The sequence below is a fragment of the Morococcus cerebrosus genome (genome assembly GCF_022749515.1).
Taxonomy (GTDB): domain Bacteria; phylum Pseudomonadota; class Gammaproteobacteria; order Burkholderiales; family Neisseriaceae; genus Neisseria; species Neisseria cerebrosa.
In genome coordinates, this window is the sequence record NZ_CP094242.1 from 814,245 (window position 1) to 840,845 (window position 26,601).

A 26,601-nucleotide genomic window follows, 5' to 3' on the forward strand; every position below is an offset into this window, starting at 1 on the left:
ATGCGGATTTTGTTGACAATGTATCCATAGAAAGGGAGGCAGGATGAAGGTCGTCTGAAAACTGTTTTCAGACGACCTTTGGAGAAGAACATGATTTGCCAGCAATAAAAAAGGACATATTGAATATGCCCTTCTTTGTTTTGCAAATCTGCGGATATGATTTATTTCGCTGCTGCGGGGAGAGCGCCGTTGAGCAGATATTGAATGGTTTCTTGCACCGTGCGGATAGCATTGCCAAAAGGCAGCGGATCTTTACCTCGGAAAAACAGACCTTTATCGACTTCGCCACGGAAGGCGGCGGAGAGTTGGATGTCGATGCAGAATTGTCCGGCTTTTGCCAAACCGTCGCGTAGTCCGCAGCTGGTCAGACAATTCAAGCCTTGCGTACAGCGGCGCGGGTCGGCTTTGGCGTTGGCTTGCAGCTTGGATTCGCGCTTGATGTAGCTGTCTAGAAACTTGGTGCGCACACCGCGTGCGGGCAGTCCGGCGACGGACATAAATTCGACAACATGCTCGGTTTCTGCGCCTGCCAGCGTTTTTTTGAAGTTGATGTGTGCATCGCCTTCTTCGGTAACTGCAAACGCCGTGCCGATTTGGACGGCGGATGCGCCCCAGTTTTTCAGCGCGGTTTTGACTTTTTCAAAGTTCGCCATGCCGCCGGCGAGAATGAGCGGGATTTTTTCGCTTTCAAGACCTAAGTTCTTGAATACTTCGAAAGTTTCTTCGATGACTCGTTTGAATTCAAACTTGGCATCATTCACACCTGCCACGCTTGCCGCGCCCAAGTGTCCGGCAGCGTGTGCGGGATGTTCGATAACGATGGCGTCGGGCAAAACACCTTTTTTCATCCAGCGTTTCAATACGATGCCGATACCGCGCGATTCGGACAAAATCGGGAACAGGGCGACATCTTTGTGATAACCCTCGGTCATTTCGGGCAAATCCAGCGGCAATCCCGCGCCCATCACAATCGCGTCCGCACCCGATTCGCAGGCTTGGCGGACGTAGGCGGCGTGGTCTTTGACGGCTTTCATGACGTTGACGGCAATCATGCCTTTGCCGTTTGCGTCGGCTTTGGCTTTTTGGATTTCGCGGTCAAGCGCGGTACAGTTGAGTCGGGTGTATTTTTCTTCGCTCGGGTTGATTTTGGATTCGGCGAGCAGGTCGTCGTGCAAGTGGCGCAAATCGACGCTGGCAATCGTGCCGACACCGTTTTCGCGGGCGACTGCGCTGGAGAGTTTCGATGCGGAAACGCCCACGCCCATTCCGCCTTGGACGACGGGAATCAATGATTTGCCACGGATGAGCAATGGGTCGAAGTTGCTTTGCATGTATGGGTTCCTTGATGGTTGCGGGTGGTGTTTTTAATAGACGGGTATCTGTATCGAGGTTGCTTTTATCGGCTAAATGATACCTATTTTAAGATTTTAGGAATTATACTCTAATCAAATGGGAAATTAGAGTTTTAATACAGTTTCTTTGTTAAAATAATCTTAATATATTGTTAATTAAGAAATTATTGTTTTGAGTGTTGGCGGTGTGCTGCGGCATTTTTGGGACGAATGTGTTGTTTAAAAATCAAAAAGGTCGTCTGAAAACCTGATTGGGCGTTTTCAGACGACCTTTGCTTTGCCGGTAACGGTTCGGGCTGCTTACGGACGGTTGGCTGCGATATGGTAGCGCGTTTCAAATGCGGCTTCTTCTCCCGCGTCCAGCTTGATTAACCCTAAACCGTTGTTGAAGCAGTCGGGGGCGCCGCTGAGGTTTTCGATGGCGATGGTGTCGCGGGTCGATGGGGTGAAGATTTGCAGGTAGGGATAGGAGGTATCGGGGTAAATGCTCAGGGTCAGTCCGTTGCCTGAGAGCGTGCAGGCGGCGGGTTTGCTACGTGCCAAGACAAAGCTGTTGTCCAATTCGATGCCTGCCAGGCTTGAGGTCGTCTGAAAACGGGAGTCGTCAATGATGCTGCCGTCGGGAACCAAATCGGCATCGAAGCCTAAGCGTTTGCTGCTGTCGATTTCCAGCGACCAATCGTCGGTTTTGCCGCCGAGTGTGAAATAGGGGTGCCAGCCGTCTGCGAGCGGCATGGCGGTTGTGCCTTGGTTGCGGACGGTGGAGCGGATGCTTAAGCCGTCTGCGCTGAGGCGGTAGCGGACGGTCAGGCTGAAGGGGAAGGGGTAGCCGCTGTCGTCTTGCGCGTAATCTGCGCGGATTTCGACTTCGGCGGATTGGTCGTCGGCATGGCTGTTGACGAGGGCGAATTCGCGGTCATACATCAAGCCGTGTGCCGCGTGTTCGGCGAGTTTGAATTTGCCGCACTGATAGGCTTTGCCGTCAAAGCTGTATTTGCCGTGGCGCAGGCGGCAGGCGTACGGGCTGAGTTTGCCACTGCGGAACCATTCGGTCAGGCTCTCGCAGGCGTGTTGCGGGGTATCGTAGGCTTTGACGATGTTGAACCATGTGCCGTCGGGGCGGCGGATTTCGTAGCGGTTGAGCAGCCCGCCGTAAAGATAAATTTCCGCGCGCAAATCGGGAGAGGCGAGCAGCAGGCGGTCATTGTCGGTTTTGAGTGTGAACATGAAGCGGCTCCTGATTGGGGTTGGGGCAGGGTGTATAAAAGGTCGTCTGAAAAGTTTTCAGACGACCTTTGCGGTCAGGACTTCTTCCGGTGGCGTTCGCCAGGCAGCAGCATGTCCGCCCATTTGATGATGTTGGCGACTTCGGCGGGATTGAGTTCGTAGAACTGCCCGCGTTTGAGGCGGTTGGGTAGGCCGATGGGGCCAAAACCGACGCGCACGAGGCGGCTGACGGTGAGGCCTTGGCTTTCGAATATGCGGCGCACTTCGCGGTTGCGGCCTTCTTTAATCACGACGTTGTACCATTTGTTCGCGCCTTCGCCGCCTTGTTCGTAGATGCGTTCGACTTTTGCCAAGCCGTCTTCGAGCATCACGCCTTCTTCGGTGAGGCTGCGCATTTGTTCGGTGGTCAGCCCGCCCAGTACGCGCACGGCGTATTCGCGTTCGACTTCGAAGCTGGGATGGGCGAAACGTTGGACGAGTTCGCCGGAGGTGGTCAGGATGAGCAGGCCGCTGGTGTTGATGTCCAAGCGTCCGATGGCGACCCAGCGGCTGCTGGCGGCCTGCGGCAGGCGGTCGAAGATGCTGACGCGGCCTTGCGGGTCGTCGCGGGAAACGATTTCGCCTTCTTGTTTGTAATACAGGATGATGCGGGGCAGGCGGTCCGCCCATTTGAGCTTGATGATACTGCCTTTGACGGTAACGTGGTCGTCGGGGGTGACTTTGTCACCCAGTTGCGCGGTTTTGCCGTTGACCGTTACCCAGCCGTTGTTAATCCATTCTTCCATTTCGCGGCGGGAGCCGACGCCGGACGCGGCAAGCACTTTTTGCAGGCGTTCGGGTTCCATACGCGACAGGTCGCTGCGGCGCTCTTTCAAATCGCGCGCGCGTTCCATGATTTTTTGGTTGGGATTGCGGACGACGAGTTTTCTGGCTTTGGCGGCGCGCTGTTTGGGGGTGTTTTGCGGCTTGAGGTCGTCTGAAACTTTTTGTCCGTAAGGTTTGGAAGCGGTTTTGCGCGTTTCGTCTTTGGGACGGGCTTTGCTTTTGAAAGGTTTGGCGGTTTTCTTGGCAGACGGGGCTGCGCCGTCGCGCCATTGGCGTTTGCTGGTGGGTTGCTTGGACATGGGGTTCTCCTAACGCGTTTGATGGCAGCGGGTTGAATTTGAAGCAGGACAAGGCAAGTCAAATTCAACCCGCTGCGGAAAACGGTTCTTCTGCGGCGGTGGCGGCAGGATAAGTTACGGATAAAAGGCCGCCTGAAAACGAATGAAACGAGTTTTGCTAAAACGTTTTTATATTTCAGACGACCTTTTGCGGGAGTCGGGATTTTACCCTATCGGCTTGAAGCTGTGGAAAGTTTAAGGCGACAGCCGCTCGCGTATCCAGTTGCCGTCAACCAAGCGGTATTGGATGCGGTCGTGCAGGCGGCTGGGGCGGCCCTGCCAGAATTCGATGCGGTCGGGAATGACGAGATAGCCGCCCCAATGCGGCGGGCGTGGGACGTGCAGCGGGTGTTTCGCGCCCACTGCCGCCGCTTTGGCAACCAACATCGCCTTGCTCGACAACACTTCGCTTTGCGCGCTTGCCCATGCGCCGATGCGGCTGGTGTAGGGGCGGCTGTCGAAATATTCGTCCGAAGCGGCGGCATCCAGTTTTTCGATTCGCCCTTCAACGCGCACCTGCCGCTCCAGCTCTGGCCAGAAAAATGTCATGGCGGCAAACGGATGCGCGTCAAACGAGCGTCCTTTGCGGCTTAAGTAATTGCTGAAAAACACAAATCCCTGCGGATTGACTTCTTTCAGCAGCACCATGCGGCTGTTCGGCCTGCCGTCTTCGCCCACGGAAGCCACGTTGACGGCGGTCGGCTCGTTGACTTGCGAATGAATCGCCTCGTTCAGCCATTGCTCGAACTGGACAATCGGGTCGGCATGGCATTCCGATTCCGAAAGTTCGCGCTTGCTGTAATCTTCGCGGATATTGTGCAAATCCATGATGTCCTCCGATACTCACGTTTGTTTGAATGAATCATACCCCGTTTTTTCAGATGACTCCAACGATAGGGAGGGAAGAATATGTGTATAATCCGCGTCAAATCAAATGAAACGGAAAAAAACCATGCAAACCGAAGTCGAACTGAAAATCCTTAATCCGAAAATGGCGGATAAACTGCCCGCCTACGCCACGCCCGGTTCTGCTGGACTGGACCTGCGCGCCTGTTTGGACGAAGCCGTAACCCTGCAACCGGACGACACCTATCTCGTTCCAACCGGTCTGGCGGTGCATCTTGCCAATCCCGACTACGCCGCCGTTTTGCTGCCGCGTTCCGGTCTGGGACACAAACACGGCATCGTCTTAGGCAACTTGGTCGGACTGATCGACTCGGACTATCAGGGCGAACTCAAAGTCTCCGTGTGGAACAGGGGCAAAGAAGCGTTTACCATCGAGCCGATGGAACGCATCGCGCAAATGGTCATCGTTCCCGTCATCCAAGCCTCGTTCAAAGTCGTGGACGAATTTGCCGCCAGCGAACGCGGCGAAGGCGGCTTCGGCAGCACGGGCAAGGCGTAAACCGCCTGTTCACATACAAAGGTCGTCTGAAAACTTGCGATGCCGGTTTTCAGACGACCTTTTGCTGTATTTGTATTGTAGGCTGAAATTGATAGAACGTGCAGTATTGGTTACAATTTCGTTTCTTAAAATTTTTTAACGTTTGACAACGGATAGAAAGACTGCAATGGCTGAAACAATGAAAAAACAGGCAGATTCGCCTGATTTGGTGTACGGTTTGGAAGACAAACCGCCATTCGGAAATGCCTTATTAAGCGCGATAACGCATCTTCTGGCAATTTTTGTGCCGATGATTACGCCTGCGCTGATTGTGGGCGGCGCGCTGGAATTGCCGGTGGAGATGACGGCGTATCTCGTGTCGATGGCGATGGTGGCGTCGGGTGTCGGCACTTATTTGCAGGTCAACCGCTTCGGACCGGTCGGTTCGGGGATGCTGTCTATCCAGTCGGTGAATTTCTCGTTCGTTACCGTCATGATCGCGCTCGGCGTGGGGATGAAAGAGGGCGGTTTGACTAAGGATGCGATGATTTCGACGCTGTTGGGCGTATCGTTTGTCGGCGCGTTTTTGGTGTGTTTCTCGGCATGGCTTTTGCCGTATTTGAAAAAAGTGATTACGCCGACGGTCAGCGGCGTGGTCGTGATGCTGATTGGTCTGAGTTTGGTACACGTCGGTATTACCGATTTCGGCGGCGGCTTCGGCGCGAAGGCGAACGGCACGTTCGGCTCGATGGAAAACTTGGGGCTGGCGTCGCTGGTGTTGCTGATTGTGTTGATATTCAACTGCATGAAAAATCCGCTCTTGCGTATGAGCGGTATCGCGGTCGGGTTGATTGTCGGCTACATCGTCGCGCTGTTTTTGGGCAAAGTGGATTTTTCCGCACTGCAAAACCTGCCGCTGGTTACGCTGCCCGTACCGTTTAAATATGGTTTCGCTTTCGACTGGCACGCGTTTATTGTGGCGGGCGCGATTTTCCTGTTGAGCGTGTTTGAGGCGGTCGGCGATTTGACTGCGACGGCAATGGTGTCCGACCAGCCGATTGAAGGCGAGGAATACACCAAACGCCTGCGCGGAGGCGTATTGGCGGACGGTTTGGTATCGGTGATTGCGACGGCTTTGGGTTCGCTGCCGCTGACCACCTTCGCGCAAAACAACGGCGTGATTCAGATGACCGGCGTGGCTTCGCGCCATGTGGGCAAATATATTGCGGCGATTTTGGTGCTGCTGGGTTTGTTCCCCGTTGTCGGGCGTGCGTTCACGACGATTCCGAGTCCGGTTTTAGGTGGGGCGATGGTTTTGATGTTCGGCTTGATTGCAATTGCGGGCGTGCGGATTTTGGTCAGCCACGGTATCCGCAGGCGCGAGGCGGTGATTGCGGCGACGTCGGTCGGTTTGGGCTTGGGCGTGGCGTTTGAACCGGAAGTGTTTAAAAACCTGCCTGTCTTGTTCCAAAATTCCATTTCCGCCGGCGGCATTACGGCAGTTATCCTGAACCTGCTTTTGCCGGAGGATAAAACCGACAAAGTCGTCAAAATCAATACCGAGGGGCTGGAGCATTAAGCTTTAAGCTAGACAAAAAGGTCGTCTGAAACCCATTTTCAGACGGCCTTTTTATATTTTTGTCTTTAGAGTTCTTAAATGTATTTACTACAACGGAGTTTGCTTATCTAATGCTTTGTATTTTAAACCGTGGTTGTGGATACGAGTTCTTTATTCACACTGCTTTTAATTTGAAAAATCAATATATCTAATTATAAAAAGCTATTACTACTGTTTGTTGTATTGTTAAATAAAAATACCATATCTTGTATCTTTATGATTTAATTCACACCATATGTTGTGTTTGTGTGATAAATCATGAAAACGTTGAAATTCACAATCGAGCAAATCGTATGGCAGGAAGTGCCGGGAGAAGTGTCGCTGGCGTTTCTGTTTTCAGGCTGCCCGCTGCGCTGCAAAGGCTGCCATAGTGCCGATGCGTGGAAAGAGGGTATCGGCACGGAATTGACCGAGGATTATTTGAGAGGTCGTCTGAAACGCTATCGCGGGCTGATTAGCTGCGTGTTGTTTATGGGCGGGGAATGGCAGCCGGAAGCCTTGCAGAAAATGTTGGGCATCGTGACGCAGGCGGGGTTGAAAGCCTGTTTGTACACCGGTTTGGAGCGTGAGGAGCTGGAGGCGGTTTCAGGCGGCATCCTGCCTTATCTGACGTATCTGAAAACCGGCCGTTGGCAGATGGAGCTGGGCGGCTTGGACAGCCCGACAACCAATCAGAAATTTATCGATTTGCGCACGGGCGAGGTGTTGAACCGCTTGTTTATCAAAGACAAACCCGCGCCCAAAATCATCCCGATTACGACTCAGCCGCAGGCAGCGGCTTTTCAGACGGCCTGAGGCTTTTTATCCAACCCACACAGGAGGAATTAACATGATTCGGCTGCATCCCGAACAGTTAAACGGCAAACTGCAATTCATGCATGACTACATCAGCGCGCAAAACGCGGCGGATGGCTCGAAAATGGACGCCAATGCCAACGTTACCCAGAAAAACATTGCCACGATGGAAGCGGAAATCATGAAAGACTTTTTCGTGCAGATTAACCGCGCCCAAGTGTCGCGTAAAATTGCCGAAATTTTCGACCAATCCGTTGCCGACGAATACATCCGCCAGATTGAGGCGCACGAGATTTATGTGCATGACGAAACCAGCCTTAAGCCTTATTGTGTGTCGGTTACGCTCTATCCCTTCCTGCTCGACGGCTTAAGCAAACTCGGCGGCGAATCTAAGGCGCCGCAGCATTTGGCATCGTTTTGCGGCTCGTTTATCAACCTGGTGTTTGCCATCAGCGCGCAGTTTGCTGGCGCGGTGGCGACGGTGGAATTTCTGACCTATTTCGACTACTTTGCCCGCAAAGACTATGGCGACGATTATTTGGAAACCCACGGCAAAGAAATCGCCAACCACATGCAGCAGGTGGTGTACAGCATCAACCAGCCCGCTGCCGCGCGTGGCTATCAGAGCGTATTCTGGAATATTTCCGTTTACGATCAATACTATTTCGACGCAATGTTCGGCGATTTCGTCTTCCCCGATTTCAGCAAACCGGTGTGGGCGAGCGTGGCAAAGCTGCAAAATTTCTTCCTCAAATGGTTCAATCAGGAACGCACCAAAGCCGTTTTGACTTTCCCCGTCGTGACCGCTGCGATGCTGACTGATGGCGGCAAATGCAAAGATACCGTGTTCGCCGACGCAATGGCGAAAGAGTTGGCGGAGGGCAATTCCTTCTTCGTCTATCTTTCCGACAACCCCGACTCCTTGGCTTCCTGCTGCCGCCTGCGCAACGCCATTGAAGACCGCACCTTCAGTTACACCCTCGGCGCGGGCGGCGTGGCGACCGGTTCCATCAACGTCATCACCATCAATATGAACCGATTGGAGCAAGACGGGCGCGACCTTGCCGCCGAAGTGGCCAAAATCCACAAATACCAATACGCCTACCGCAAACTGATGGAAGAATATCAAGCCGCCGGAATGCTGCCCGTTTACGATGCAGGCTTCATCACGCTGGACAAACAGTTCCTCACCATCGGCATCAACGGCATGGCGGAAGCCGCCGAATCGCAAGGCATCAAAGTCGGCTACAACGACGACTACATCCACTTCGTTCAAGGTCGTCTGAAAACCATATTCGAAGCCAACCAAGCCGCCAGCAAACACTACGGCGTGAAGTTCAATACCGAGTTTGTCCCTGCCGAAAACCTCGGCGTGAAAAACGCCAAATGGGACAAAGCCGACGGCTACAAAGTCAGCCGCGAATGCTACAACTCCTATTTCTACGTTGTCGAAGACGAAGAAATCAACGCGCTCGACAAATTCCTGCTGCACGGTAAAGAACTGGTGGACTGGCTCGACGGCGGCTCCGCGCTGCACCTGAACCTCGACGAAGCCCTGCCCGAATCCGGCTACCGCTCGCTGCTGGACATCGCCGCACAAACCGGCTGCAACTACTTCTGCGTGAACGTGCGCATCACCATCTGCAACGAATGCGGCCACATCGATAAACGCACCTTGCACGCCTGTTCCGCTTGCGGTTCGCACGACATCGACTACGGCACCCGCGTTATTGGCTACCTGAAACGCGTATCCGCCTTCTCGAGCGGACGGCGCAAAGAACATGCGCTACGGCATTACCATCGTAAAGCGGCTTGATGGTATTGAATAGATAAAGGTCGTCTGAAAACTGGTTTGGGTTTTCAGACGACCTTTTAGGTTTTATCTATGACTTAATAAAGGATGGACAAGTTTAAACTGCGGTATTTAGAAAGTTTAAACTCAATTAGCCTTTGAAGCTGAGAATAAGAGAAACGACCGATACGCCGTACCGGTCGTTTTTACGAATACCTGCTAAATTAGAACCAAGCTTTGATCAAAGCGGCAGTACCTGCGATACCGCCAATCAGACCGACCGCACCGGCAGCAGTACCCATTGCACCGTTGATTTGGTCTCGTTTGTTGGCGCGTTTTTCACGTTCCAATGCCAGCTCTTCAGAAACGTTTGCACGTTGGCGACGGTGTTGTTCCAGTTCTGCGCGGGAAAGTTGAGCAGAGGCACGGTTACGGCCTGCTTTGATGGCTGCGGAATCGTCACCGATAGCCAAGTCACCTACGGAGCTTCCTTGAGTAGCGCAACCTGTTACTACCAGAGAAGAAAGAAGCAGGGCAGCAATTGTTTTTTTCATAATTTTTACCTAGTAAAAAAATTAAGCGGGTGTATTGTAAATTTAGTGGAGAATATAAATTTTTTGATCACCGTAAGCACGTTTGATGGCATCTGCTTCATCCATCATTTCCTCACGGCGTTCGCGACGGCGTTCGGCACGTTCTACTCGTTCATCGTGCTGAACTCTTTGGGAATCAGCCCGCATTGTGGCTTCTTGTTCAGGGGAAGGTAAGAAGCGCATATTGCCATAGGTTGGAGAACAGCCGACCAGCGCAGATAACACAAGGGACATCAAAACAGTTTTTTTCAACATAACAAATCCACTTATCCTTAGAGAGAGTTGGTTTGGGTTAATTCTTTTCATTTTATATCAAAAATTATGAGTTTGGCAAACTATTTTACGAGTGTTTGGGAGGTTATAAAAAATGATATGACATAAATATCAGCGAACGGTAATCCTAATATTTTAAATAAATAACCCATTGTTTAAATGAGATAATAGTTAAATAACTAGCGGATATTTGTATGTTTATTTATATGAATTTACTAATGTAAGTAATCAAATATTAATAAGGCTCGTATGCCATTTTTTTGCATCATTTTAGCCGAGCTATATTTTATGTTTATAGATAGAAAAGAGGTTGTCCCAAGTAATTAAGGCAACCTTAAAAAAATATATAGTGGATTAACTTTAAACCGGTACGGCGTTGCCTCGCCTTAGCTCAAAGAGAACGATTCTCTAAGGTGCTGAAGCACCAAGTGAATCGGTTCCGTACTATCTGTACTGTCTGCGGCTTCGTCGCCTTGTCCTGATTTAAATTTAATCCACTATAATGAAACGCGTGATATCCGTTTTCAGCATGAGAAGCCTGTCTGTGAGATACAGCCTATTTTGTTTCGGCGCAGATGCTCAATCGATGCTGCCGAATTTGCCGCTTTTGAAATCGCTGATGGCTTGGCGGATTTCTTCGGCGGTGTTCATCACAAACGGGCCATAGCCGACGATGGGTTCGTCAATCGGGACGCCGGAGAGCAAAAGGATTTTGACTTCTTCGCTGCCGGCTTCTATGTGTACGTTGCCGCCGCTTTTCTCAAAACCGACCAATTGTTCTGCGCCTGCTTGCTCTTTGCCGTTTAGGGTAACGTTGCCCCGCAGGACGACCATAGACAGGTTGTGGGTTTCGGGTATTTCCAATACGGCTTTTTTACCGGCATTCAAAACGATGTCCCAGACGTTCATTTCGGTGAAGGTGTCGGCTGCGCCTTTTACGCCTTTATATTCTCCTGCAATCAGCCGCAGGCAGCCTGCCTCGTCAGGGAACTCAACCACGGGGATACCGGTTTTGGCGAGATGCTGATAGCGCGGCGGCGTGTTTTTGTCTTTGGCGGGCAGGTTGACCCAAAGTTGGACCATTTCAAACAGTCCGCCTTGTTTGCTGAAGTTTTCGGAGTGGAATTCTTCATGGATGATGCCCGAACCTGCGGTCATCCATTGCACGTCGCCTTCGTAAATGATGCCGCCCCCGCCGCTGGAGTCGCGGTGTGCCACTTCGCCGTGGTAGGCGATGGTAACGGTTTCAAAGCCTTTGTGCGGGTGTTGCCCGACACCGCGCGGGCTGCGGGCTTCGTTGGGGGAGAATTCATAGGGTGCGGCGTAGTCGAGCATCAGGAAAGGGTTGGTGCCGCGGTCGTCGCCCATGTGGGAGAACAAGGGTTGGACGAGGAATCCGTCGCCGACCCAGTGTTGGCTGATTGCACGGTAGATTTGTTTGACGTTGCGCATGATGAGGTTCCTTCTTGTGGGCTCATCTGAAACCTTTTCAGACGACCTTTGTGTAATGAAATTAATAATGTCGTGGTTGCCATACTTTGTTGCATGTATTATATGGGGTACAAACTTATTCACAAGTACGCACAATTTTTATACTGTCATTCGGAGGTCAATAATGGCGGAAACAGAACCGGCACACGGCGCCTGCTGTCCGGTCGTTAATACTTTAGATATTATCGGCGGCAAGTGGAAAGTGTTGATTTTATATTATTTATACGGGGAAACCCGACGATTCAACGAGTTGCAGCGTCTGTTGGCAGGTGTTACCCAGCGGATGTTGACGTTGCAGCTGCGCGAGTTGGAGCACGACGGTATTGTCCATCGCGAAGTGTATCCACAGGTGCCACCGAAGGTGGAGTATTCGCTGACCGCGTTCGGACGGACATTGATGCCCGTCATCGAGGCGATGCACCGCTGGGGCGAGCAATATGCCGCAGAATGCGTGAAACACAGAAAGCAGCCGCAAGAGTAAGCAGCTTTCAGACGACCTTTAGTCCGTTCGAGCAGGATAAGGTCGCCTGAAAGGGGCATATATCATGCCGTTCTTTTGTTTTATAATGACAACAGCCGATGTAAATAAAGTAATCAGGGATGAATATGAAAAAAACAGTTATTGCATTGCTTCTTGCCGTATGTGCAGGTACTGCGGGGGCGGCGGATACTTATGGCTACTTGGTCATGTGGCAGAATCCTGCGGATGGCGGCAGTGCCGTACAGCTTAAAACAACCAAAGAAAATGCTTCGCAACTGGAAGCAAATGCCGAATTGGAGGCTTTCTGCCGCGCACAAGATACACTTTCGGGCGTGCAGCAGGGGCAGGCGACAGGGTGTAAGTCGGTTATTCCGCTTCACAATACCTGTATTGCGCTCGCTTATCCGAAAGCGCAAGGCGGCCTCACGGCGGAAAATGTGGTCGCTATTACTTCTCCGCGTTTTAAAAGCGTCCATCAGACTGCGTTGAACCAATGTATTAAAAAATATGGGACGCAAGGTCAATGTGGTTTGGAAATTGCGTATTGTACGTCCGCTGATTTGTATGGCGGTCAGGTCAGGGCGTTTTGGAACCGCTTGAAATCGTTGTAAGTCATTGAGTTAATTTTTATGGTATAGCCGTTTAAAACAAAAAAAGGTCGTCTGAAAATAGGATTCTGTTATTTCGATTTTTCAGACGGCCTTTTTATTTGGATTCGCGATATTTATTGAGTGACGGTTATACGTTTGATAATAATGGGTTTGATTGGGACGTTTTGATGGAAGCCGCGTGTTTCAGTCGGCGTTTTGCTGATTTGGCGTACGACATCCATGCCCGAGGTTACTTTGCCGAAAACGGCATAGCCGTAGCCTTGCGGGGTTTTGTTTTTGAAGTTGAGGAATGTATTGTCGGCAGTGTTGATGAAGAACTGGCTGGTGGCGGAATTAGGATCGCCGGTACGCGCCATGGCGATGGTGCCGACAGTGTTTTTTAAGCCGTTGTCCGCTTCGTTGATGACGGCTTTATCTGTGGCTTTTTGGGCAAGGTCCGGGGTAAAGCCGCCTCCTTGAATCATAAAGCCGTCGATAACGCGGTGGAAGACGGTGTTGTCGTAAAAGCCTTTGCGGGCGTAGCTGACGAAGTTGGCGACGGTTTTGGGTGCTTTGGTTTCGTCGAGCGACAGGCTGATGTTGCCCATATTGGTTTCGATGACGGCGAGTGTCTCGGCTTGGGCGTTGAAGGCTGCGGCAAGGGCAAGGGCGGCGAAAGTGAGTTTGAGGGTTTTGTTCATTGGAGTGTTTCTCGTAGTGTGAAAATCAAACGTTATTATCGCGGATTTTATGTGAAATCTCTAAAAGGCGTTGTGAAATATTTTAAGGTCGTCTGAAAACGGATACAGTAAACTTCGTTTTCGGACGACCTTATGTGTTGCGCAGTGGCTTATTGTTTGGCGGCTTCGATTTGGATGTCGATGCGGACGTTTTTGGTCATGCCTGCATCAACCAGATAGTCCACGCCCCATTTGGTGCGGTCGATGGTGGTGCTGAAGTCGCCGCCGCAAACTTCGGTTTTCGCCATCGGGCTTTGGTAGCAGTTGAATTTTTCGGCTTTGAGTTTTACGGGGGCGGTTTTGCCGTGCATGGTCAGGTTGCCGTCAACGGAGAGCAGTTTTTTGCCGTTGAAGTTGAATTTGGTGGAAACGAAGCGGATGTTCGGGTATTTGGCGGCGTCGAAGATGTCGGCGGATTTCAGATGGTCGGTAAAGTGTTGCGAACCGCTTTGCAGGTTGGCAACGGGAATGGTAATGTCGATTTTGCCGGTGCGTTTGGCTTGGTCGAAATCGACGGAACCGGTCAGACCGTAGAAACCGCCGACGTTGGTGCTGGTGTTGAAGTGGTCGATGGCGAAACGGGCGTTGGCGTGGTATTCGTCCACTTTGTAGGTGGCGGCCGAGGCTGTACCGATGGCTGCTGCTGCGAGTGCGGCGAAGATGATTTTTTTCATGATTCTTGTCCTTTGTGTGAGGTTGTAAAGACGTTTATCTTAACATAGGAAAGGATGAGAATCATTTCTTAACGGTGAACGGTAGGTTTACTTATGTTTGATAAAAAGGTCGTCTGAAACCGATATTTCGGTTTTCAGGCGACCTTTGGTAATTACAAGGATTACAACTGGTCTTTTTGCGCCAAAATCCTGCGGCTGCCGTTGATGTCTGCGGGGGAAACGACACCGGCGTTTTCAAGCGCTTCCATCAGGTTGGCGGCACGGTTGTAGCCGATGCGCAACTGGCGTTGCAGGGAGGAGATGGAAGTTTTTTTGCTTTCCAAAATGTAGGCGACGGCTTGGTCGAACAGTTCATCGCTGCCCGCATTCGGATTGACGATGTTGGTGGTTTCCAGCGCGGCTTCACCGCTGAGCAAACCTTCGACATAGTCGGCGGGGGCTTGCGATTTGACGTAGTTGACGACTTGATGTACTTCGTCGTCTGAAACAAACGCGCCTTGCAGGCGGGTCGGCTCGGCGCTGCCCGGTTGCAGGAACAGGGAGTCGCCGTATTTCAGCAATTCGTCTGCGCCCATTTGGTCGAGGATGGTACGGCTGTCGATTTTGCTTTGCACGGTAAACGCCATGCGCGTCGGGATATTCGCTTTAATCAAGCCAGTGACGACATCGACGCTCGGTCGTTGGGTCGCGACAATCATATGGATACCGGCGGCGCGCGCTTTTTGGGCGAGGCGGGCGATTTGTTGCTCGACGGCTTTGCGTTCGGTCATCATCAGGTCTGCCAACTCGTCGATAACGACCACAATCATCGGCAGTTTTTCCAGCGGCTCGGGATCGTCCGGATTCAGGCTGAACGGGTTGGGCATGGGTTTGCCCGATGCTTTGGCGGCTTCGACTTTTTGGTTGAAGCCTTCCAAGTTGCGCACGCCGGCGTGGGAAAGCAGGCGGTAGCGTTTTTCCATTTCGGCGACACACCAGTTCAACGCCTGCCCCGCTTCACGCATATCAGTAACGACCGGGCAGAGCAGGTGCGGAATGCCGTCGTAAATGCTCAATTCGAGCATTTTCGGGTCAATCATGATGAAGCGGACTTCGTCGGGCGTGGCTTTGAAAAGCATGGACATAATCATGCCGTTCACACCGACGGATTTGCCCGAACCGGTCATACCGGCAACCAAAAGGTGCGGCATTTTTGCCAAATCGCCGACCACGGGCGTACCGGAAATGTCTTTACCCAAAGCGACGGTCAGCTTGGATTTGGCTTCAGTAAACACGGGCGAAGACAAGATTTCGCTCAACATCACGTCTTGGCGTTTTTCATTGGGCAACTCGATGCCCATGGTGTTTTTGCCCGCGATGGTTTCCACGATGCGCACGGCTTGCAGCGACATGGAACGCGCCAAATCTTTAGACAAAGCAACGATTTGGCTGCCTTTTATGCCTTGCGCGGGTTCGATTTCATAACGCGTAATCACAGGGCCTGAAGTGGCGGACACGACTTGCACGCCGATGCCGAACTCAGCCAGCTTGGACTCAATCAGCTCGGCAGTGCGCTCCAATTCGGCGGGATTGATGCTGACGGGTTCGCCATTGGGCAGGCGCAGCAGGCTCATGCTGGGTTTGTGGTATTCGCCTGTCTGTTGCGGCTCGTTGTCTTCAAACAAAGAAGCCTGAATTTTGGGCGGCGGCGCAACGGAGACTGCGACGGATTTGCGGTTGCTGGTGCTGCCTGCAAGCGGAGTAACGGGCGTGGCGGTGATGTTTTTGGCTTCTTTCACCATGCGGCGTGTATTTTCCGTTTCCAAGGCTTCGGCGGTCGAGCCGTCATCCTTGCGTCTGCCCAACGCCTTTTTCAGACGACCCCAAATGCCTGAAAACAGGCTTTCGGTATTGCGTCCTGTTTTTGCCATGAACTCCAGCCAAGACACTTGCGCCAGCAAGGAAACGGAAAGCAGCAGCATGACGCACATAATCAGCAGGCTGCCGGATTTGCCCAGCAGCCAAGCCAAGCCCGAACCTGCCAAAGCGCCGACCAAACCGCCCGCACCGACAGGCAGGGTTTCGTCCAAAGTATTTTGAAGGGTGAAATATTCGAGAATCGGGCTGCACACCAAAAGCAGGAACAAAGCCAGCGCGGCAACGCCGTGATTGTACGATTTGTAGTTTTCGCGCTTTTGCAGCGGGCGGAAATTTTTATAGAGGAAAACGCACGAAGCGGCGATCCACCACCAAAACGACAGACCAAAAAGATAATAGCCGACATCGGAAACATACGCGCCAAACAGCCCGCCGAAGTTGGCGATATCGTCCGATTTCGGCACGCTGCGCGACCATGCGGGGTCGGTCATTTTGAAGCTGGCGAGGGAAATGGCAATGAAGACCGTCACCATCAGCCCGAAGAGCCACAGCGCGTCGTTAATCAAATTGACGACATGCTCTGGGCGCGCTTTTTTTTCTTCATTTTTTTGCAGCGCTTTGGCAGCCTTCAAACGCTCGGAAACCTTGTTCGGCTCTGTCTGCGCCTTCGTTTGGCTTTGACGGCGCGTGCTCGGTTTGGCGTTTGTTTTGGCTTTCGGTTTTGATGCGGTTTTAGAGGATTTTGCGGTCATGGATGGATTTTTGGTATTCGGTACAGGTCGTCTGAAAAGGGAAAACCGACGGGGAATCAATCCGTCGGGTGTAATGTGTGTTGGGTTCAAATTATACCGTATTTACCGTTTCTGATAAAACAAGGTCGTCTGAAAAAGGTTTTCAGACGACCTTGTTGTCCTAATTAGACTTTAGAACAGGTTGCTGACAAAAATCAGCAAAATCACCAACGGCACAAGGTATTTCACATAAGCAAACCAAATATTGACCGTCGTATGGTTGCCTTTATAAAGCAATTCGTCCTTCGCTTCGTCCTTCATCACAAAACCGACAAACAACGCGGAGCCGAGCGCGGTCAGCATAAATAAGATGTTGCCGCTGATATAGTCAAAGGCATCGAAAATATTTTTGCCAAACACGGAAACGTCTTTCCACGGGCCATAGCTCAGAATGGACGGGATGTTGCCGAAAATGAAGATGGCAGCCAATACAATCGTAATCGCGGCTGTACGGCGGATTTTGGTTTTTTCCTGAATCGTTGTAATCAACACTTCATAAATGGTCAGTGAAGTTGTCAGCGCGGCAATCAGGAGCAGCGAGAAGAAAATCACGGCGAATACAGGTCCTGCCCACATATTCGAGAACACAATCGGCAAACTTTGGAACACCAAAGTCGGACCGGAATTAGGGGCAACGCCGAAGCTGAAGAGCGACGGGAAAATCATAAAGCCCGCCAGTACGGCGATGATGGTATTGGTAATTGCCGTGATAACTGCGGTTTGAACCAGATTTTCGTTTTTATCCAGATAGCTGGACAAGGTAATCATCACGCCGAAACCCAAGCTCAGGGCGAAAAATACTTGCCCCAAAACGAAGACGAACAGTTCGGCGGTAATCTTGCTGAAGTCAGGCTTAAGATAGAAAGTAATCCCTTCCATCGCGCCCGGCAGGGTAACGTTGCGCACGACCATGGCAATCAGGAACAAAAACAGTAGCGGCATCAGGTATTTCGCCGCTTTTTCAATGCCGCCGATGACGCCTTTGACCAAAATCCATTGGTTCACCGCCACAAACAGCAGCGTATAAAACGCAATTTCCCAAGGGCTGTTTTCGATATGTTCAGTGAAAAAGTTTTTCGTTATTTCGCCGCTGACAGGGCTGGAAATATTCAGATTTCCACCAATAATATTAACGATATAGCTGATCACCCAGCCGCCGAGCACCATGTAATACGCCATGATGCCAAACGCACCAATCAAGCCCATCCAGCCGACCAGTTTCCAAATTTTGGCGACAGGTTTGCCGTTCATCGAGCCGCCGAACGCATCCAGCGCGTTCACACCTTTGCGCCGTCCGATGACGTTTTCCACCAAAATCATCGGAATACCGATAACAAACATGGCGATACAGAATAAAAACACATACGCGCCGCCGCCGTTTTCACCGACCAAATACGGGAAACGCCACGTCGCGCCGAAACCGACAGTCGCGCCGGCAACGGTAAGGATATAAGTCAAACGGTTGGACCAAGTTTGACGGGGTTGGTTGGAAGACATAAAACACCATCTGCCTTATTGAGAAAACTTGAAATTATACGCGAACGGATTAACGGTTCTTAACTGAATATCAAAAAGCAGTATGGTGAAAATATCTAGGAATTTTGCATTTTTCAGGGGAAAACCATAAAGACAAAGGTCGTCTGAAAACAAAACAGGGGATATAGCTGGATACACTAGAAAACCATTGTCATTTTCCACCCTATTAAAATGTCAGGAACCATACTTAAAACCACGATATGAAAAAACCTGCTTTGATCATGAAATCAAAGCAGGTTTTATATTTGGTCGGAATGAGAGGATTCGAACCTCCGACCCCTTCGTCCCGAACGAAGTGCGCTACCGGGCTGCGCTACATTCCGAATGAGCAGGCATTATAGAGGAATTTTCGGAGGGATGCACGGATTTTGTCGGTGAAGTCGCCAGGATTCGGATAAACATTTGGATAATAAACATCTTATCGATATATCTATCGGCTTGGGTTTGAAAAGGTGGGAAATACTTACCGTTTTTCACATTTTCCTTGCTTGAAAGCAGGGATTTTATCTTTATGTTAGTATCCGCTATGGCTTCGAATATAAATACGGATTGGTCAGAATCGCTTCGGCTTAGAGATTAAGGAACAGTAATTATGCAATTTTTCGGTATCGGTTTTTTGGTTTTGATTTTTTTGGAAATCATGTCGATTGTCTGGGTTGCCGACTGGCTTGGCGGCAGCGTGGCGTTGCTGTTGATGGTCATCAGTTTCGTGTCCGGTGTATTTATGCTGCGCAATACGGGTCTGTCCGGCATTTTACTGGCAGGGGCGACGATACGGAGCGGAGGAAAGGTTTCGCTTTATCAAATGCTGTGGCCGATACGTTATGCTGTGGCAGCGGTGTGCCTGATGAGTCCGGGCTTTATTTCGACGGGATTGGCATTATTGCTGTTGTTGCCGTTTAAAGGCCGTCCGGTCATGCAAGCGGAGGTGGATGGGAATATGTTCGGGCAACGGCCGTTTTCAACTAAAGCACAAGATGATGATGTGATTGAGGGCGAATATACGGTAACGGGTGAAGATTCGGATACGAAGCAGCAGGCTTACATCGAACATAAAAAAGATTGAGATACGGAATCTGTCAGCCGGAATGGTTGGCTTGAAATAAAAAGGTCGTCTGAAAATATTTTCAGACGACCTTTTGTCATTGTTGCCGAATTAACGGCGACGACCGAATCCGCGACCCATCGGGCGGCGGTAGTTGGAAGGTTGTTGGGTGGTTTGACGGTAGCGGGGTTGTTGTTGAGCCTGCTGCGCGGGGATGCTGCGGGTATTCAGTTGCTGGCTGGTACGGCCGTTTGGACGGGCAGTTTGGTAGTAATGGGAACGTGCGCGCTGCGCAATCGGGCTGTTTTGATTGTTCGCACGAGTGAATTTGTTTGCCAGCGCGTTACCGATAAACGCGCCTGCGGCTGTACCGATCAGGCTTTGAAGCAGCCAGCTTCCTGTGGATTGGTCGTAAATATATTGTTGTCCGTCTTTGCCGGTAACGGGTTGACCGTTGTTGCCGTTAGCTTGCGCTTCGACAGGGATGGTGTCTTGTACGGCTTCGGGAGTGAGTTGGTAAACGGTATTGTCCTGCTGGCCGTTTTGCTGTGCCAATTGTTGTTGCAGGGCTTCGATTTGTTTTTGCTGCTGTTCAAGCTGTGCTTGCGTATTGTCTTTGCAGGCGGCAAGGGCGAAAGCGGAGAGCGCGGCTAAGGCGATAATTTTTTTCATTGTTGTGTGTTTCCTTGGTCGGTTGTCATTAACGTCGTCTTATGTTAGTCGGCGGCGTGGTTCTAAGCGCGTGGCCTGCCTGCCATATGGTGTGTTTTGGGGATTTATCAAGCAAGGTTGCTCTTTTTTACAATGGGAGTTTCGGTAGTTTGGCTGCAAAAGCAAGACTGTCGGCAACAATATTTCCTTGAGGTTTTACTTCGTGTTCGGTTTCCATAATAAGCAGTTTGTCGGGGCGGCGGGCGTGCAGGCTCATGTGCATCTCAGCGGGGGAGAAGGGGAGGTGATGGTGTTTGGCAAATGTTTGTGCGCGCTGATTGGCGGTTTTGAGCATGGGCATCAGGGTGATGTCGAGATGGAAGCGGCGAACGCCTAAAATAAGGATGCGTGCGGCGAAAAAGTCGGCTTCTTCTGTAAACACGGCGGGACTGTTGCAATTGAAGTCGTGTCGTTCGGCCGCAATCAATGTGGCGAGAGAGCGGATTTGCGGAATCAAGGCCTCGCTGATAAGGCCAGAAGTTTGGGGAACGGGGTTGTCTGAAAATGTGTTGTGGCTGTTGCCGTCAACAATCATATGGCAGCGGTGGAGGGTTTGTGGACGTCTTTGGATATTTGCAGAGAGGTTCATGGCTTTTCCTTTATTTGCAACTGTTCGCATCGTTTATTGGGATTGGCGGCCACGAAGGGTATAAAAAAAGCCGCTCAATCAGGGCGGCTCTTGTTTTGCTATTCATTTCCGTCTGTTTCAGACAAGCGCAAAAAAGTACCGCACGTTTGTGTGGTACCAATAGAAGAATGCGTTTGAATGCTTAGCAGTTTGCATGACGGTGTTTCTTTGGATATTGAATATATATGCGTCGAAGTTTAAAGCAGAAAGTCGAATAATTTCAATACTTGATGAATAAATTTGATTAATAATTTTTCAACTTGTTGTAATTGATGGAATTTATTTTTAAGCTATGTATGGGGAGGCGCATGGTATGCGGATGTTGAGGGGAGTATCATTGCTTGGGCAGGTTTGATGCCGTATATTTTAAAAAGGTCGTCTGAAAACGGGCAATGCCGGTTTTCAGACGACCTTTGCGTTTTTAAGCTGCCTCAATCATCAGGCGATTTCGAGCCACATCACTTGGTAGGGGCGCAGCACCAAATCCTGATTCAGTGCCACAGTTTCGCCGCTGATGAGGTCTTTGGCGCGGGCGGGCATGGCTTGCAGGGTGTGCGCGCTGATGGTTTGCGGGTGTTCGCTGAAGTTGCCGAACGCCAACAGCGCATTGTTGCGGATGTAGCCGATGATGTGTTTGTTGTTAGTGTTGAAGGTAACCAGACGGCCGCCGTTCAAACGCGGGTTGTTTTGGCGGATGTCTATCATGTGGCGCAGTCCTTGATAGATTTGTCCTGCCGCGGTTGACGGGTCGTGGCGCTGTTCGTACAACTCGGCGTTGTAACGCGGACGGTGCGCCCAGCGGCTGTCGTCGCTCTTGTTGCGGTCGTTCGACCAGTCGTCGTCGTTGAGCGTGCCGACTTCGTCGCCGAGATAAATCAGGGGCAGGCCGCCGGTACTCAGGGCGATGCTGTACAAAAGTTTGATGCGGTCAACGGCTTGTGGGTCGTGTTGCGCCAAACCAGCCAGTGCGGCGGCAGTACCACTGACGCGGCAGTCGCCGGTGTTGGGGTTGTATTGGAAGGGGACGCCGCGCGCGAAGCTGCCGTCGAAATGGTTGACGAAGAAGCGGTTGAGGAATTGGCGGTGGTCGTAGCCGTGGATGCCGAACTGCCATGCGTCTTCGTCGGCGAACGTCCAGCCGATGTCGTCATGGCTGCGGACGTAGTTGACCCATGCGGTATGGTCGGGCAGGTTGTGGCGGTAGGAGAGGGCTTGGTGGAGCAGGTTGACTTCGCGGGTGGCAAGGGTGTTCCACAGCAATGCCATTTGCAGCGGGTTGTAGCCGATTTGGCATTCGTCTTGTCCGATGTATTGGACGACTTGGTCGGGGTGGACGATGGCTTCAGATTTGAAGAACACGGCAGGTGCGGCGATGCGCATGACGGCGTTGAACGCGCGGATTAAGGCGTGGGCTTGCGGCAGGTTTTCGCAATCCGTACCCATTTGTTTCCAAATGAAGGCGACGGCGTCCATACGCAGGATATCGACCCCCAGATTGGCGAGGAACATCATTTCGCCTGCCATAGCGCGGAATACCCATGGATTGCTGTAATTCAAATCCCATTGGAAGGAATTGAACGTTGTCCATACCCAGCGTCCGTCTTCCAATTGGGAGAAGCCGCCCGGATGCTGGTCGGGGAAGATTTCGCGCAGGGTGCGGTCGTATTGGTCGGGCATCCAGCGGTCGGGGAAGATATAGTAGAAATTGTCGAAAAGCGGGTCGCCGGCAGCGCAGCGTTTCGCCCATTCGTGTTCGTTGGACGTGTGGTTGAAGATGAAATCGACGACGGCGGAAATGCCCGCTTCGTGCAACGCGGCAATGACATCGCGCAAATCGTCTATCGTACCCAAAGCCGGATTGACGTCGCGGTAGCTGCTGACCGCATAGCCGCCGTCGCTCTTGCCTTCAGGGCATTTAAACAGCGGCATCATGTGCAGATAGGTCAGCCCCAGCTCTTGAAAATAAGGGATTTTGGCTTTCAAGCCTTTCAAATCGCCTGCGAACAAATCGACATAGCACACGCCGCCGACCTGTTTATTGGACAAAATCCAATCGGGGTCATTCTCACGCGCGGCATCGATGGCTTTCAGAGACTTGTCGCGTTGGGAATAGCTTTGCCATGCTTGGGCAATCAGTTGTTCCAGCATGGGCAGGACGGCTTCGTTGTCGTTGTAAACGTTGTCCAGCTCGTGCATCAGCTTGGGGAAATGCTCGTTCAAACGCCGGTCAAACTGTTTCCAGTCTTCGGAAGCTTCGACGGTCGCACGCTGTTTGGGGCTATATTCTGCCAAGGCGCGCTCTTTGAGATGATGCAGGGTCAAATCGACCTGTTGGGTCTGGGTCAACATGATGTTTACTCCGAGTTGAGGTTGGATTTGTTTGGAAGCCTGATTCCGGCGGGAACATTGGCTGGAGACAGGCTTATCATACTTTAAGAAACTGCTTGTGAACAGGGTTTGGAGAGGAGTAACCGTATTGTTTTATGTGGAATTTTTTTAAACCTAGGGTGGCGGGTGTGTTTGGGGTAACTGTATATATTATTTGGAAAAAAATTTTATGTGGGGAAGGCTGTGTGGCAGGGGGATGTTTGGGAGGAAGAGGGGAGGAATATCAGATACCTGTCGGATGATTTGGTTTACAAAGGTTTATGACGAGCGCGGAAAGGTTGGATTAATACTGGAAGTAGACGGATGAAAACAATTTCCTTTGACGAAAGTCAAAAGATTGGGATGACATGAAGGGATGAATAAAAAAGGTTTTCAGAGGCCGTCTGAAAACCTTTTCGCTTGTCTATCGCCCCTTAAAACTTAAAGTTCACGCCGCCGGTGAAGCTGCGTCCCATTTGCGGGGTGTCGGACAGGAAGCTGCTGTGGGCGTAAACGGACTGGTTGAGCAGGTTGTCGGCTTTGACGTACCAATTCCACTCGCCGTAGCCGGTGCGGCGGCGGTAGTTTGCGCCGAGGTTGAGCATATGGTGTCCGGGCGTGCGCGTTTCGTAGCGGGCGAGTTTGTTTTGGGCAAACACGCGGTAGTAGTCGAGATGGGCATCGATGCGGTCGGTCAGTGCGGCATTCAGGTGGAAGCCGAGTCGTGCGGCGGGAACGCGCGGGGCGTTTTGGTCAGCTTGAGCGATGAGTGGACGGTTGCCGTAGGCATCTTCCCTGCCGGGCAGCGACGGGAGGTTTTTCAGACGACCTCTGACGTAGTCGCCGGAAAGTCCGATGCGGTAGCGCGGTGTGGGCTTGAAGTAGATTTCGCCTTCCGCACCGTAGAAGTCGGCGCCGGATTGGTTATAGCGCACGAGCTTCATTTCGCTGTCGTCTTCGATGGATTTGGGGCCCCGTCCGTCGTTTAAGGTTTGGGCGTAGATGTAGTTGCCGAAGCGGTTGCGGTAGAGTGCCAGATTGTATTGCCAGCGGTCGCCTTCGTAGCCCAGCGCGAGTTCGATGTTGTTGGAACGCTCTTTGTTGAGGTGTTTGTTGCCGACTTCAAAGGTGTTGGTGGCGACGTGTTTACCGTGTGCGTACAACTCTTGCGTTGACGGCAGACGTTCTTGATGGGAGGCGGTCAGGCTGAGTTTGTGTTGTGGCGTGAAATACCAGTTGCCGGAAAGCGCGAACGAGCGGGCGGTTTGGCGGTGCGCGCCGAGGTCGGGCAAGGGTTGGTTGTAGTAGTTTTCCCGATCAATCAATGCCTTGTCGTACTGAATGGCGGCTTTTTGTTTTTCCACGCGCACGCCGCCTTCAAGCGAGAAGTTGTCCCAATTTGCCTGTTCTACGCCGAAAAAGCTGTAATGATGCACATCGTTGTCGATCAACATCGGCTGTTGGACGGTTTCGGGAATGGCGGAAAGCGCGCTGGATTTTTGGGTGAGGTATTGCACGCCCCAACTGCCTTTCAGACGACCTATGGGCAGGTGGCGCAATTCGATGCGGGCATTTTGCGTTTTGTTTTTAAAGAAGTTTTCCACCGCATCGCCCGCTTTTTCGTCGTGGCGGTAGTCGTTGCGGTTCAGATGCACGCGCAGGGCTTCGAAACCGGGGAGCGGCTGCTTCCATTCGGCGCGGATTTCGTAGCGTTTGTTGCGCAGGTCTATCCACGGTCTGCCGCTGTGGGTATGCGCGTGTGCATTATCGTCGTCGTGGAAGCCGCAGCTTAAGCCCGGATTGTCGTAATCGATGTCTTCTTCGGTCAACAGGTGCGGATAAAGCTGCAAATAGCGTTTGTTAATCAAACTCTTCTGCCAGATGATGTCGGCGTGGCAGTCGTCGTAGAGGTGGCTGTGCGCAGGCAGGCCGTAGCGGTCGCGGCGGTCGCTGTACGTTACGCCGATAAAGCCTTTTTCGCCTACCCAAGACAGCCCGATGCTGCCGGTTTTTGAATCGGCATGGCTGTCGGGCAGTCGTTTCAGACGGCCTTCTTCTTTTTGATAGCGCGGTACGGCGTAATCGCCTGATTTGCGGTACAAGCCTTCGGTATGCAGCACGAAGTTTTTGCCCAAGCCGATATTGATGCCTGCGGATGTCAGTTTTTCCAAATTGCCGCTGCTCAAACGCAATCCGGCTTCGCCCGATACGCCGTTTTCAGGCATTTTTTCGGGGATTTTGCCATCGGCAACATCGACCAAACCGGCTACATTGCCCGAGCTGTACAACAGCGTTACCGGGCCGCGCAGGATTTCGACCTGCTGCGACAAGGCGCTGTCCACCATCAAGGCATGGTCGGGCGAGAAGTCCGCCATGTCGCCTGTTTCGCCGTGATGGTTCAATACTTTAATCCGTCTGCCTGTTTGACCGCGAATGACGGGAGCGGACGCGCCGCCGCCGTATTGCGAGGCATGAATGCCCGGTACGCCGTCCAAAGCATCGCCCAAGTTGACGGCTTTTTGGCGCAAGGTATCGCCGCTGATGATTTTGTCGGAGGCGGTCGAAGCGTGCAGCAGCCCCGACGTTGCACGCGGACGGCTTTTACCGACGACGGTAACCTCTTCCAAGTCAACCGACTGCTCGGTTTCATGCGCTTGGGAGAGGATAGGGGTGCTGATTAAAAGAATAGATAAAACAATGGGTTTGAGTGTGGCTTGTGTCATTTTAGTTTCTCATCATATTTCGAAAGGCTGTTATTATATAACATTGCGTCATTTATATGATAAGATTTTTGAGAAAAAAGGCCGTCTGAAAACGAAGCGTGGTTTTCAGACGGCCTTTGTCTTGTATGCAGGTTATGCAGGTTTAAATGAAAACGGAACAATCTTTCTGCTGCCTGGTTCTAGTAAGACAGAAAATCACGGCAGATTATTTGTTTTCATTGAAAGTATTACTTGTTTTCGGCGGCTTTAGCGCCAGCGGTCTCTGCAATCAAATCCAAGAATACCAACGGCTTTTTGCCGATATTTTTGAGTGCATGGGACTGGCCGGGGCGGGCGATGGTAATGTCCCCTGCGCCGACTTGGGTCTGTTTGCCCGTGCTGTCGGTAAACAGACCTTTGCCGGATACGATGATGTAAACGTCTTCATTGCCGGTATGTTTGTGTTGGCCGATGGAAGCGCCCGGCGGCAATGTGAGCCAGCCGATTTCTTTGAATGCGTCTTGGTCGGTGGTTTGATGGCGCGTGAAGGCAAAGTTGCCGAGCAACGGGCCTTGGCCTCCGGCTGCGTTTTCGCGGTTCCATTCTGCTAAGTCGGTTTTTTTGTACACTTGGATGCTGCGGTCGGTGGGGGTGGTTTGTTCGGCGGCTTGAGTGTTTAGAGATGTGCCGAGTAGAAGGGCGACAGATAATGCGGCAAATAGTGGTTTCATGGCGGTTCTCCGTTTGTCAGGTTGGGTCAGATAATGCGGATTCCGTTTTCAGACGGCCTG

Annotated in this window: 23 protein-coding genes, 1 tRNA gene and 1 pseudogene; 7 read left to right on the forward strand and 18 right to left on the reverse strand. The window is 51.7% G+C overall.

The features are described 5' to 3' along the window. Nucleotides 1–161: 161 nt before the first annotated feature. The 4 genes from MON37_RS03760 to pdxH form a co-directional block, all read right to left on the reverse strand. A complete protein-coding gene (locus tag MON37_RS03760) occupies nt 162–1,331 on the reverse strand; it encodes an NAD(P)H-dependent flavin oxidoreductase (RefSeq protein WP_016688209.1) in 1,170 nt (389 codons plus the stop codon). A gap of 321 nt (nt 1,332–1,652) precedes the next feature. Continuing rightward, nucleotides 1,653–2,579, reverse strand: coding sequence for an aldose 1-epimerase (locus MON37_RS03765; protein WP_039407214.1), 927 nt, complete (start codon nt 2,577–2,579; stop codon nt 1,653–1,655). Nucleotides 2,580–2,653: 74 nt separating this feature from the next. Beyond that, nucleotides 2,654–3,703 carry a pseudouridine synthase gene (locus tag MON37_RS03770; RefSeq protein WP_039407220.1) on the reverse strand — a complete coding sequence of 350 codons (1,050 nt, stop codon included), beginning with the start codon at nt 3,701–3,703 and terminating at the stop codon, nt 2,654–2,656. 234 nt (nt 3,704–3,937) lie between these two features. Continuing rightward, nucleotides 3,938–4,570, reverse strand: a complete 633-nt coding sequence (pdxH, locus tag MON37_RS03775; protein WP_003743995.1) for a pyridoxamine 5'-phosphate oxidase — start codon at nt 4,568–4,570, stop codon at nt 3,938–3,940. A gap of 124 nt (nt 4,571–4,694) precedes the next feature. On the opposite strand from pdxH, the gene dut reads away from it, so the two are divergent. The 4 genes from dut (at nt 4,695) to nrdD (ending at nt 9,355) form a co-directional block, all read left to right on the forward strand. Then, nucleotides 4,695–5,147 carry a dUTP diphosphatase gene (dut, locus tag MON37_RS03780; protein WP_039407223.1) on the forward strand — a complete coding sequence of 151 codons (453 nt, stop codon included), beginning with the start codon at nt 4,695–4,697 and terminating at the stop codon, nt 5,145–5,147. A gap of 166 nt (nt 5,148–5,313) precedes the next feature. Further along, a complete protein-coding gene (locus tag MON37_RS03785) occupies nt 5,314–6,705 on the forward strand; it encodes a nucleobase:cation symporter-2 family protein (RefSeq protein ID WP_039407226.1) in 1,392 nt (463 codons plus the stop codon). 297 nt (nt 6,706–7,002) lie between these two features. Then, on the forward strand, nt 7,003–7,539 hold the full coding sequence (gene nrdG / locus MON37_RS03790) for an anaerobic ribonucleoside-triphosphate reductase activating protein (protein ID WP_039407229.1): 537 nt from the start codon (nt 7,003–7,005) through the stop codon (nt 7,537–7,539). A gap of 34 nt (nt 7,540–7,573) precedes the next feature. Then, on the forward strand, nt 7,574–9,355 hold the full coding sequence (gene nrdD, locus MON37_RS03795; RefSeq protein WP_039407231.1) for an anaerobic ribonucleoside-triphosphate reductase: 1,782 nt from the start codon (nt 7,574–7,576) through the stop codon (nt 9,353–9,355). A 200-nt stretch (nt 9,356–9,555) separates the two neighbouring features. Here the strand turns inward: nrdD and MON37_RS03800 are convergent, their stop codons facing one another. From MON37_RS03800 to MON37_RS03810, 4 genes and pseudogenes are all read right to left on the reverse strand, one after another. After that, complete coding sequence (locus tag MON37_RS03800) at nt 9,556–9,885, reverse strand: NGK_0946 family protein (protein WP_003743017.1); 330 nt, start codon at nt 9,883–9,885, stop codon at nt 9,556–9,558. A 42-nt stretch (nt 9,886–9,927) separates the two neighbouring features. Beyond that, nucleotides 9,928–10,179: a hypothetical protein gene (locus tag MON37_RS03805; protein WP_039407234.1), complete on the reverse strand. Its 252-nt coding sequence runs from the start codon at nt 10,177–10,179 to the stop codon at nt 9,928–9,930. A 457-nt stretch (nt 10,180–10,636) separates the two neighbouring features. Beyond that, nucleotides 10,637–10,699: pseudogene (locus MON37_RS12425) on the reverse strand (transposase); the annotation flags it as partial. Nucleotides 10,700–10,776: 77 nt separating this feature from the next. Further along, a complete protein-coding gene (locus MON37_RS03810) occupies nt 10,777–11,649 on the reverse strand; it encodes a pirin family protein (RefSeq protein WP_039407237.1) in 873 nt (290 codons plus the stop codon). 163 nt (nt 11,650–11,812) lie between these two features. Between MON37_RS03810 and MON37_RS03815 the strand changes: the two genes are divergently transcribed. Both MON37_RS03815 and MON37_RS03820 read left to right on the forward strand, forming a co-directional pair. Continuing rightward, nucleotides 11,813–12,169: a winged helix-turn-helix transcriptional regulator gene (locus tag MON37_RS03815; RefSeq protein WP_039407241.1), complete on the forward strand. Its 357-nt coding sequence runs from the start codon at nt 11,813–11,815 to the stop codon at nt 12,167–12,169. Nucleotides 12,170–12,294: 125 nt separating this feature from the next. After that, nucleotides 12,295–12,780 (forward strand): DUF4189 domain-containing protein, encoded by a 486-nt coding sequence (locus MON37_RS03820; protein WP_039407323.1) that lies wholly within the window; start codon nt 12,295–12,297, stop codon nt 12,778–12,780. A gap of 113 nt (nt 12,781–12,893) precedes the next feature. On the opposite strand, the gene MON37_RS03825 is transcribed toward MON37_RS03820, so the two are convergent. From MON37_RS03825 to MON37_RS03845, 5 genes are all read right to left on the reverse strand, one after another. Further along, nucleotides 12,894–13,460, reverse strand: a complete 567-nt coding sequence (locus MON37_RS03825; RefSeq protein ID WP_039407244.1) for a peptidylprolyl isomerase — start codon at nt 13,458–13,460, stop codon at nt 12,894–12,896. Nucleotides 13,461–13,609: 149 nt separating this feature from the next. Further along, complete coding sequence (locus MON37_RS03830) at nt 13,610–14,173, reverse strand: YceI family protein (protein WP_039407246.1); 564 nt, start codon at nt 14,171–14,173, stop codon at nt 13,610–13,612. Between the two features lie 161 nt (nt 14,174–14,334). Continuing rightward, nucleotides 14,335–16,782: a DNA translocase FtsK gene (locus tag MON37_RS03835; RefSeq protein ID WP_039407249.1), complete on the reverse strand. Its 2,448-nt coding sequence runs from the start codon at nt 16,780–16,782 to the stop codon at nt 14,335–14,337. A gap of 171 nt (nt 16,783–16,953) precedes the next feature. Beyond that, the gene (locus tag MON37_RS03840) at nt 16,954–18,318 is read right to left on the reverse strand and encodes a sodium-dependent transporter (RefSeq protein ID WP_039407251.1); all 1,365 of its coding nucleotides are present in this window, start codon (nt 18,316–18,318) and stop codon (nt 16,954–16,956) included. Nucleotides 18,319–18,603: 285 nt separating this feature from the next. Continuing rightward, nucleotides 18,604–18,680, reverse strand: a tRNA-Pro gene (locus tag MON37_RS03845). Between the two features lie 269 nt (nt 18,681–18,949). Between MON37_RS03845 and MON37_RS03850 the strand changes: the two genes are divergently transcribed. Next, entirely contained in the window at nt 18,950–19,423 is a 474-nt protein-coding gene (locus MON37_RS03850) for an FxsA family protein (protein ID WP_039407253.1), read from the forward strand. A 90-nt stretch (nt 19,424–19,513) separates the two neighbouring features. Here MON37_RS03850 and MON37_RS03855 read toward each other — a convergent pair whose 3' ends face one another. The 5 genes from MON37_RS03855 to MON37_RS03875 form a co-directional block, all read right to left on the reverse strand. Further along, nucleotides 19,514–20,074, reverse strand: a complete 561-nt coding sequence (locus MON37_RS03855) for a hypothetical protein (protein ID WP_039407255.1) — start codon at nt 20,072–20,074, stop codon at nt 19,514–19,516. 127 nt (nt 20,075–20,201) lie between these two features. Then, nucleotides 20,202–20,702: a hypothetical protein gene (locus MON37_RS03860; RefSeq protein WP_039407258.1), complete on the reverse strand. Its 501-nt coding sequence runs from the start codon at nt 20,700–20,702 to the stop codon at nt 20,202–20,204. A gap of 477 nt (nt 20,703–21,179) precedes the next feature. Then, nucleotides 21,180–23,090 (reverse strand): alpha-amylase family protein, encoded by a 1,911-nt coding sequence (locus MON37_RS03865; protein ID WP_039407260.1) that lies wholly within the window; start codon nt 23,088–23,090, stop codon nt 21,180–21,182. Nucleotides 23,091–23,542: 452 nt separating this feature from the next. Continuing rightward, nucleotides 23,543–25,831 (reverse strand): TonB-dependent zinc receptor ZnuD, encoded by a 2,289-nt coding sequence (znuD, locus tag MON37_RS03870; RefSeq protein WP_039407262.1) that lies wholly within the window; start codon nt 25,829–25,831, stop codon nt 23,543–23,545. A 227-nt stretch (nt 25,832–26,058) separates the two neighbouring features. Further along, nucleotides 26,059–26,541 (reverse strand): cupin domain-containing protein, encoded by a 483-nt coding sequence (locus tag MON37_RS03875; RefSeq protein ID WP_039407265.1) that lies wholly within the window; start codon nt 26,539–26,541, stop codon nt 26,059–26,061. Between the last annotated feature and the right edge of the window lie 60 nt (nt 26,542–26,601).

Excerpts from the sequence above, each read along its gene's own strand:
- MON37_RS03830 (WP_039407246.1), bottom strand. The coding sequence starts at position 14,173 with ATGAAAAAAATCATCTTCGCCGCACTCGCAGCAGCAGCCATCGGTACA.
- MON37_RS03770 (WP_039407220.1), bottom strand. The coding sequence starts at position 3,703 with ATGTCCAAGCAACCCACCAGCAAACGCCAATGGCGCGACGGCGCAGCC.
- MON37_RS03785 (WP_039407226.1), top strand. The coding sequence starts at position 5,314 with ATGGCTGAAACAATGAAAAAACAGGCAGATTCGCCTGATTTGGTGTAC.
- MON37_RS03855 (WP_039407255.1), bottom strand. The coding sequence starts at position 20,074 with ATGAAAAAAATTATCGCCTTAGCCGCGCTCTCCGCTTTCGCCCTTGCC.
- MON37_RS03760 (WP_016688209.1), bottom strand. The coding sequence starts at position 1,331 with ATGCAAAGCAACTTCGACCCATTGCTCATCCGTGGCAAATCATTGATT.
- MON37_RS03850 (WP_039407253.1), top strand. The coding sequence starts at position 18,950 with ATGCAATTTTTCGGTATCGGTTTTTTGGTTTTGATTTTTTTGGAAATC.
- nrdG (WP_039407229.1), top strand. The coding sequence starts at position 7,003 with ATGAAAACGTTGAAATTCACAATCGAGCAAATCGTATGGCAGGAAGTG.
- MON37_RS03835 (WP_039407249.1), bottom strand. The coding sequence starts at position 16,782 with ATGACCGCAAAATCCTCTAAAACCGCATCAAAACCGAAAGCCAAAACA.
- MON37_RS03805 (WP_039407234.1), bottom strand. The coding sequence starts at position 10,179 with ATGTTGAAAAAAACTGTTTTGATGTCCCTTGTGTTATCTGCGCTGGTC.
- MON37_RS03810 (WP_039407237.1), bottom strand. The coding sequence starts at position 11,649 with ATGCGCAACGTCAAACAAATCTACCGTGCAATCAGCCAACACTGGGTC.
- MON37_RS03815 (WP_039407241.1), top strand. The coding sequence starts at position 11,813 with ATGGCGGAAACAGAACCGGCACACGGCGCCTGCTGTCCGGTCGTTAAT.
- MON37_RS03875 (WP_039407265.1), bottom strand. The coding sequence starts at position 26,541 with ATGAAACCACTATTTGCCGCATTATCTGTCGCCCTTCTACTCGGCACA.
- MON37_RS03840 (WP_039407251.1), bottom strand. The coding sequence starts at position 18,318 with ATGTCTTCCAACCAACCCCGTCAAACTTGGTCCAACCGTTTGACTTAT.
- znuD (WP_039407262.1), bottom strand. The coding sequence starts at position 25,831 with ATGACACAAGCCACACTCAAACCCATTGTTTTATCTATTCTTTTAATC.
- MON37_RS03820 (WP_039407323.1), top strand. The coding sequence starts at position 12,295 with ATGAAAAAAACAGTTATTGCATTGCTTCTTGCCGTATGTGCAGGTACT.
- MON37_RS03860 (WP_039407258.1), bottom strand. The coding sequence starts at position 20,702 with ATGAACCTCTCTGCAAATATCCAAAGACGTCCACAAACCCTCCACCGC.
- nrdD (WP_039407231.1), top strand. The coding sequence starts at position 7,574 with ATGATTCGGCTGCATCCCGAACAGTTAAACGGCAAACTGCAATTCATG.
- pdxH (WP_003743995.1), bottom strand. The coding sequence starts at position 4,570 with ATGGATTTGCACAATATCCGCGAAGATTACAGCAAGCGCGAACTTTCG.
- MON37_RS03800 (WP_003743017.1), bottom strand. The coding sequence starts at position 9,885 with ATGAAAAAAACAATTGCTGCCCTGCTTCTTTCTTCTCTGGTAGTAACA.
- MON37_RS03765 (WP_039407214.1), bottom strand. The coding sequence starts at position 2,579 with ATGTTCACACTCAAAACCGACAATGACCGCCTGCTGCTCGCCTCTCCC.
- MON37_RS03865 (WP_039407260.1), bottom strand. The coding sequence starts at position 23,090 with ATGTTGACCCAGACCCAACAGGTCGATTTGACCCTGCATCATCTCAAA.
- MON37_RS03825 (WP_039407244.1), bottom strand. The coding sequence starts at position 13,460 with ATGAACAAAACCCTCAAACTCACTTTCGCCGCCCTTGCCCTTGCCGCA.
- dut (WP_039407223.1), top strand. The coding sequence starts at position 4,695 with ATGCAAACCGAAGTCGAACTGAAAATCCTTAATCCGAAAATGGCGGAT.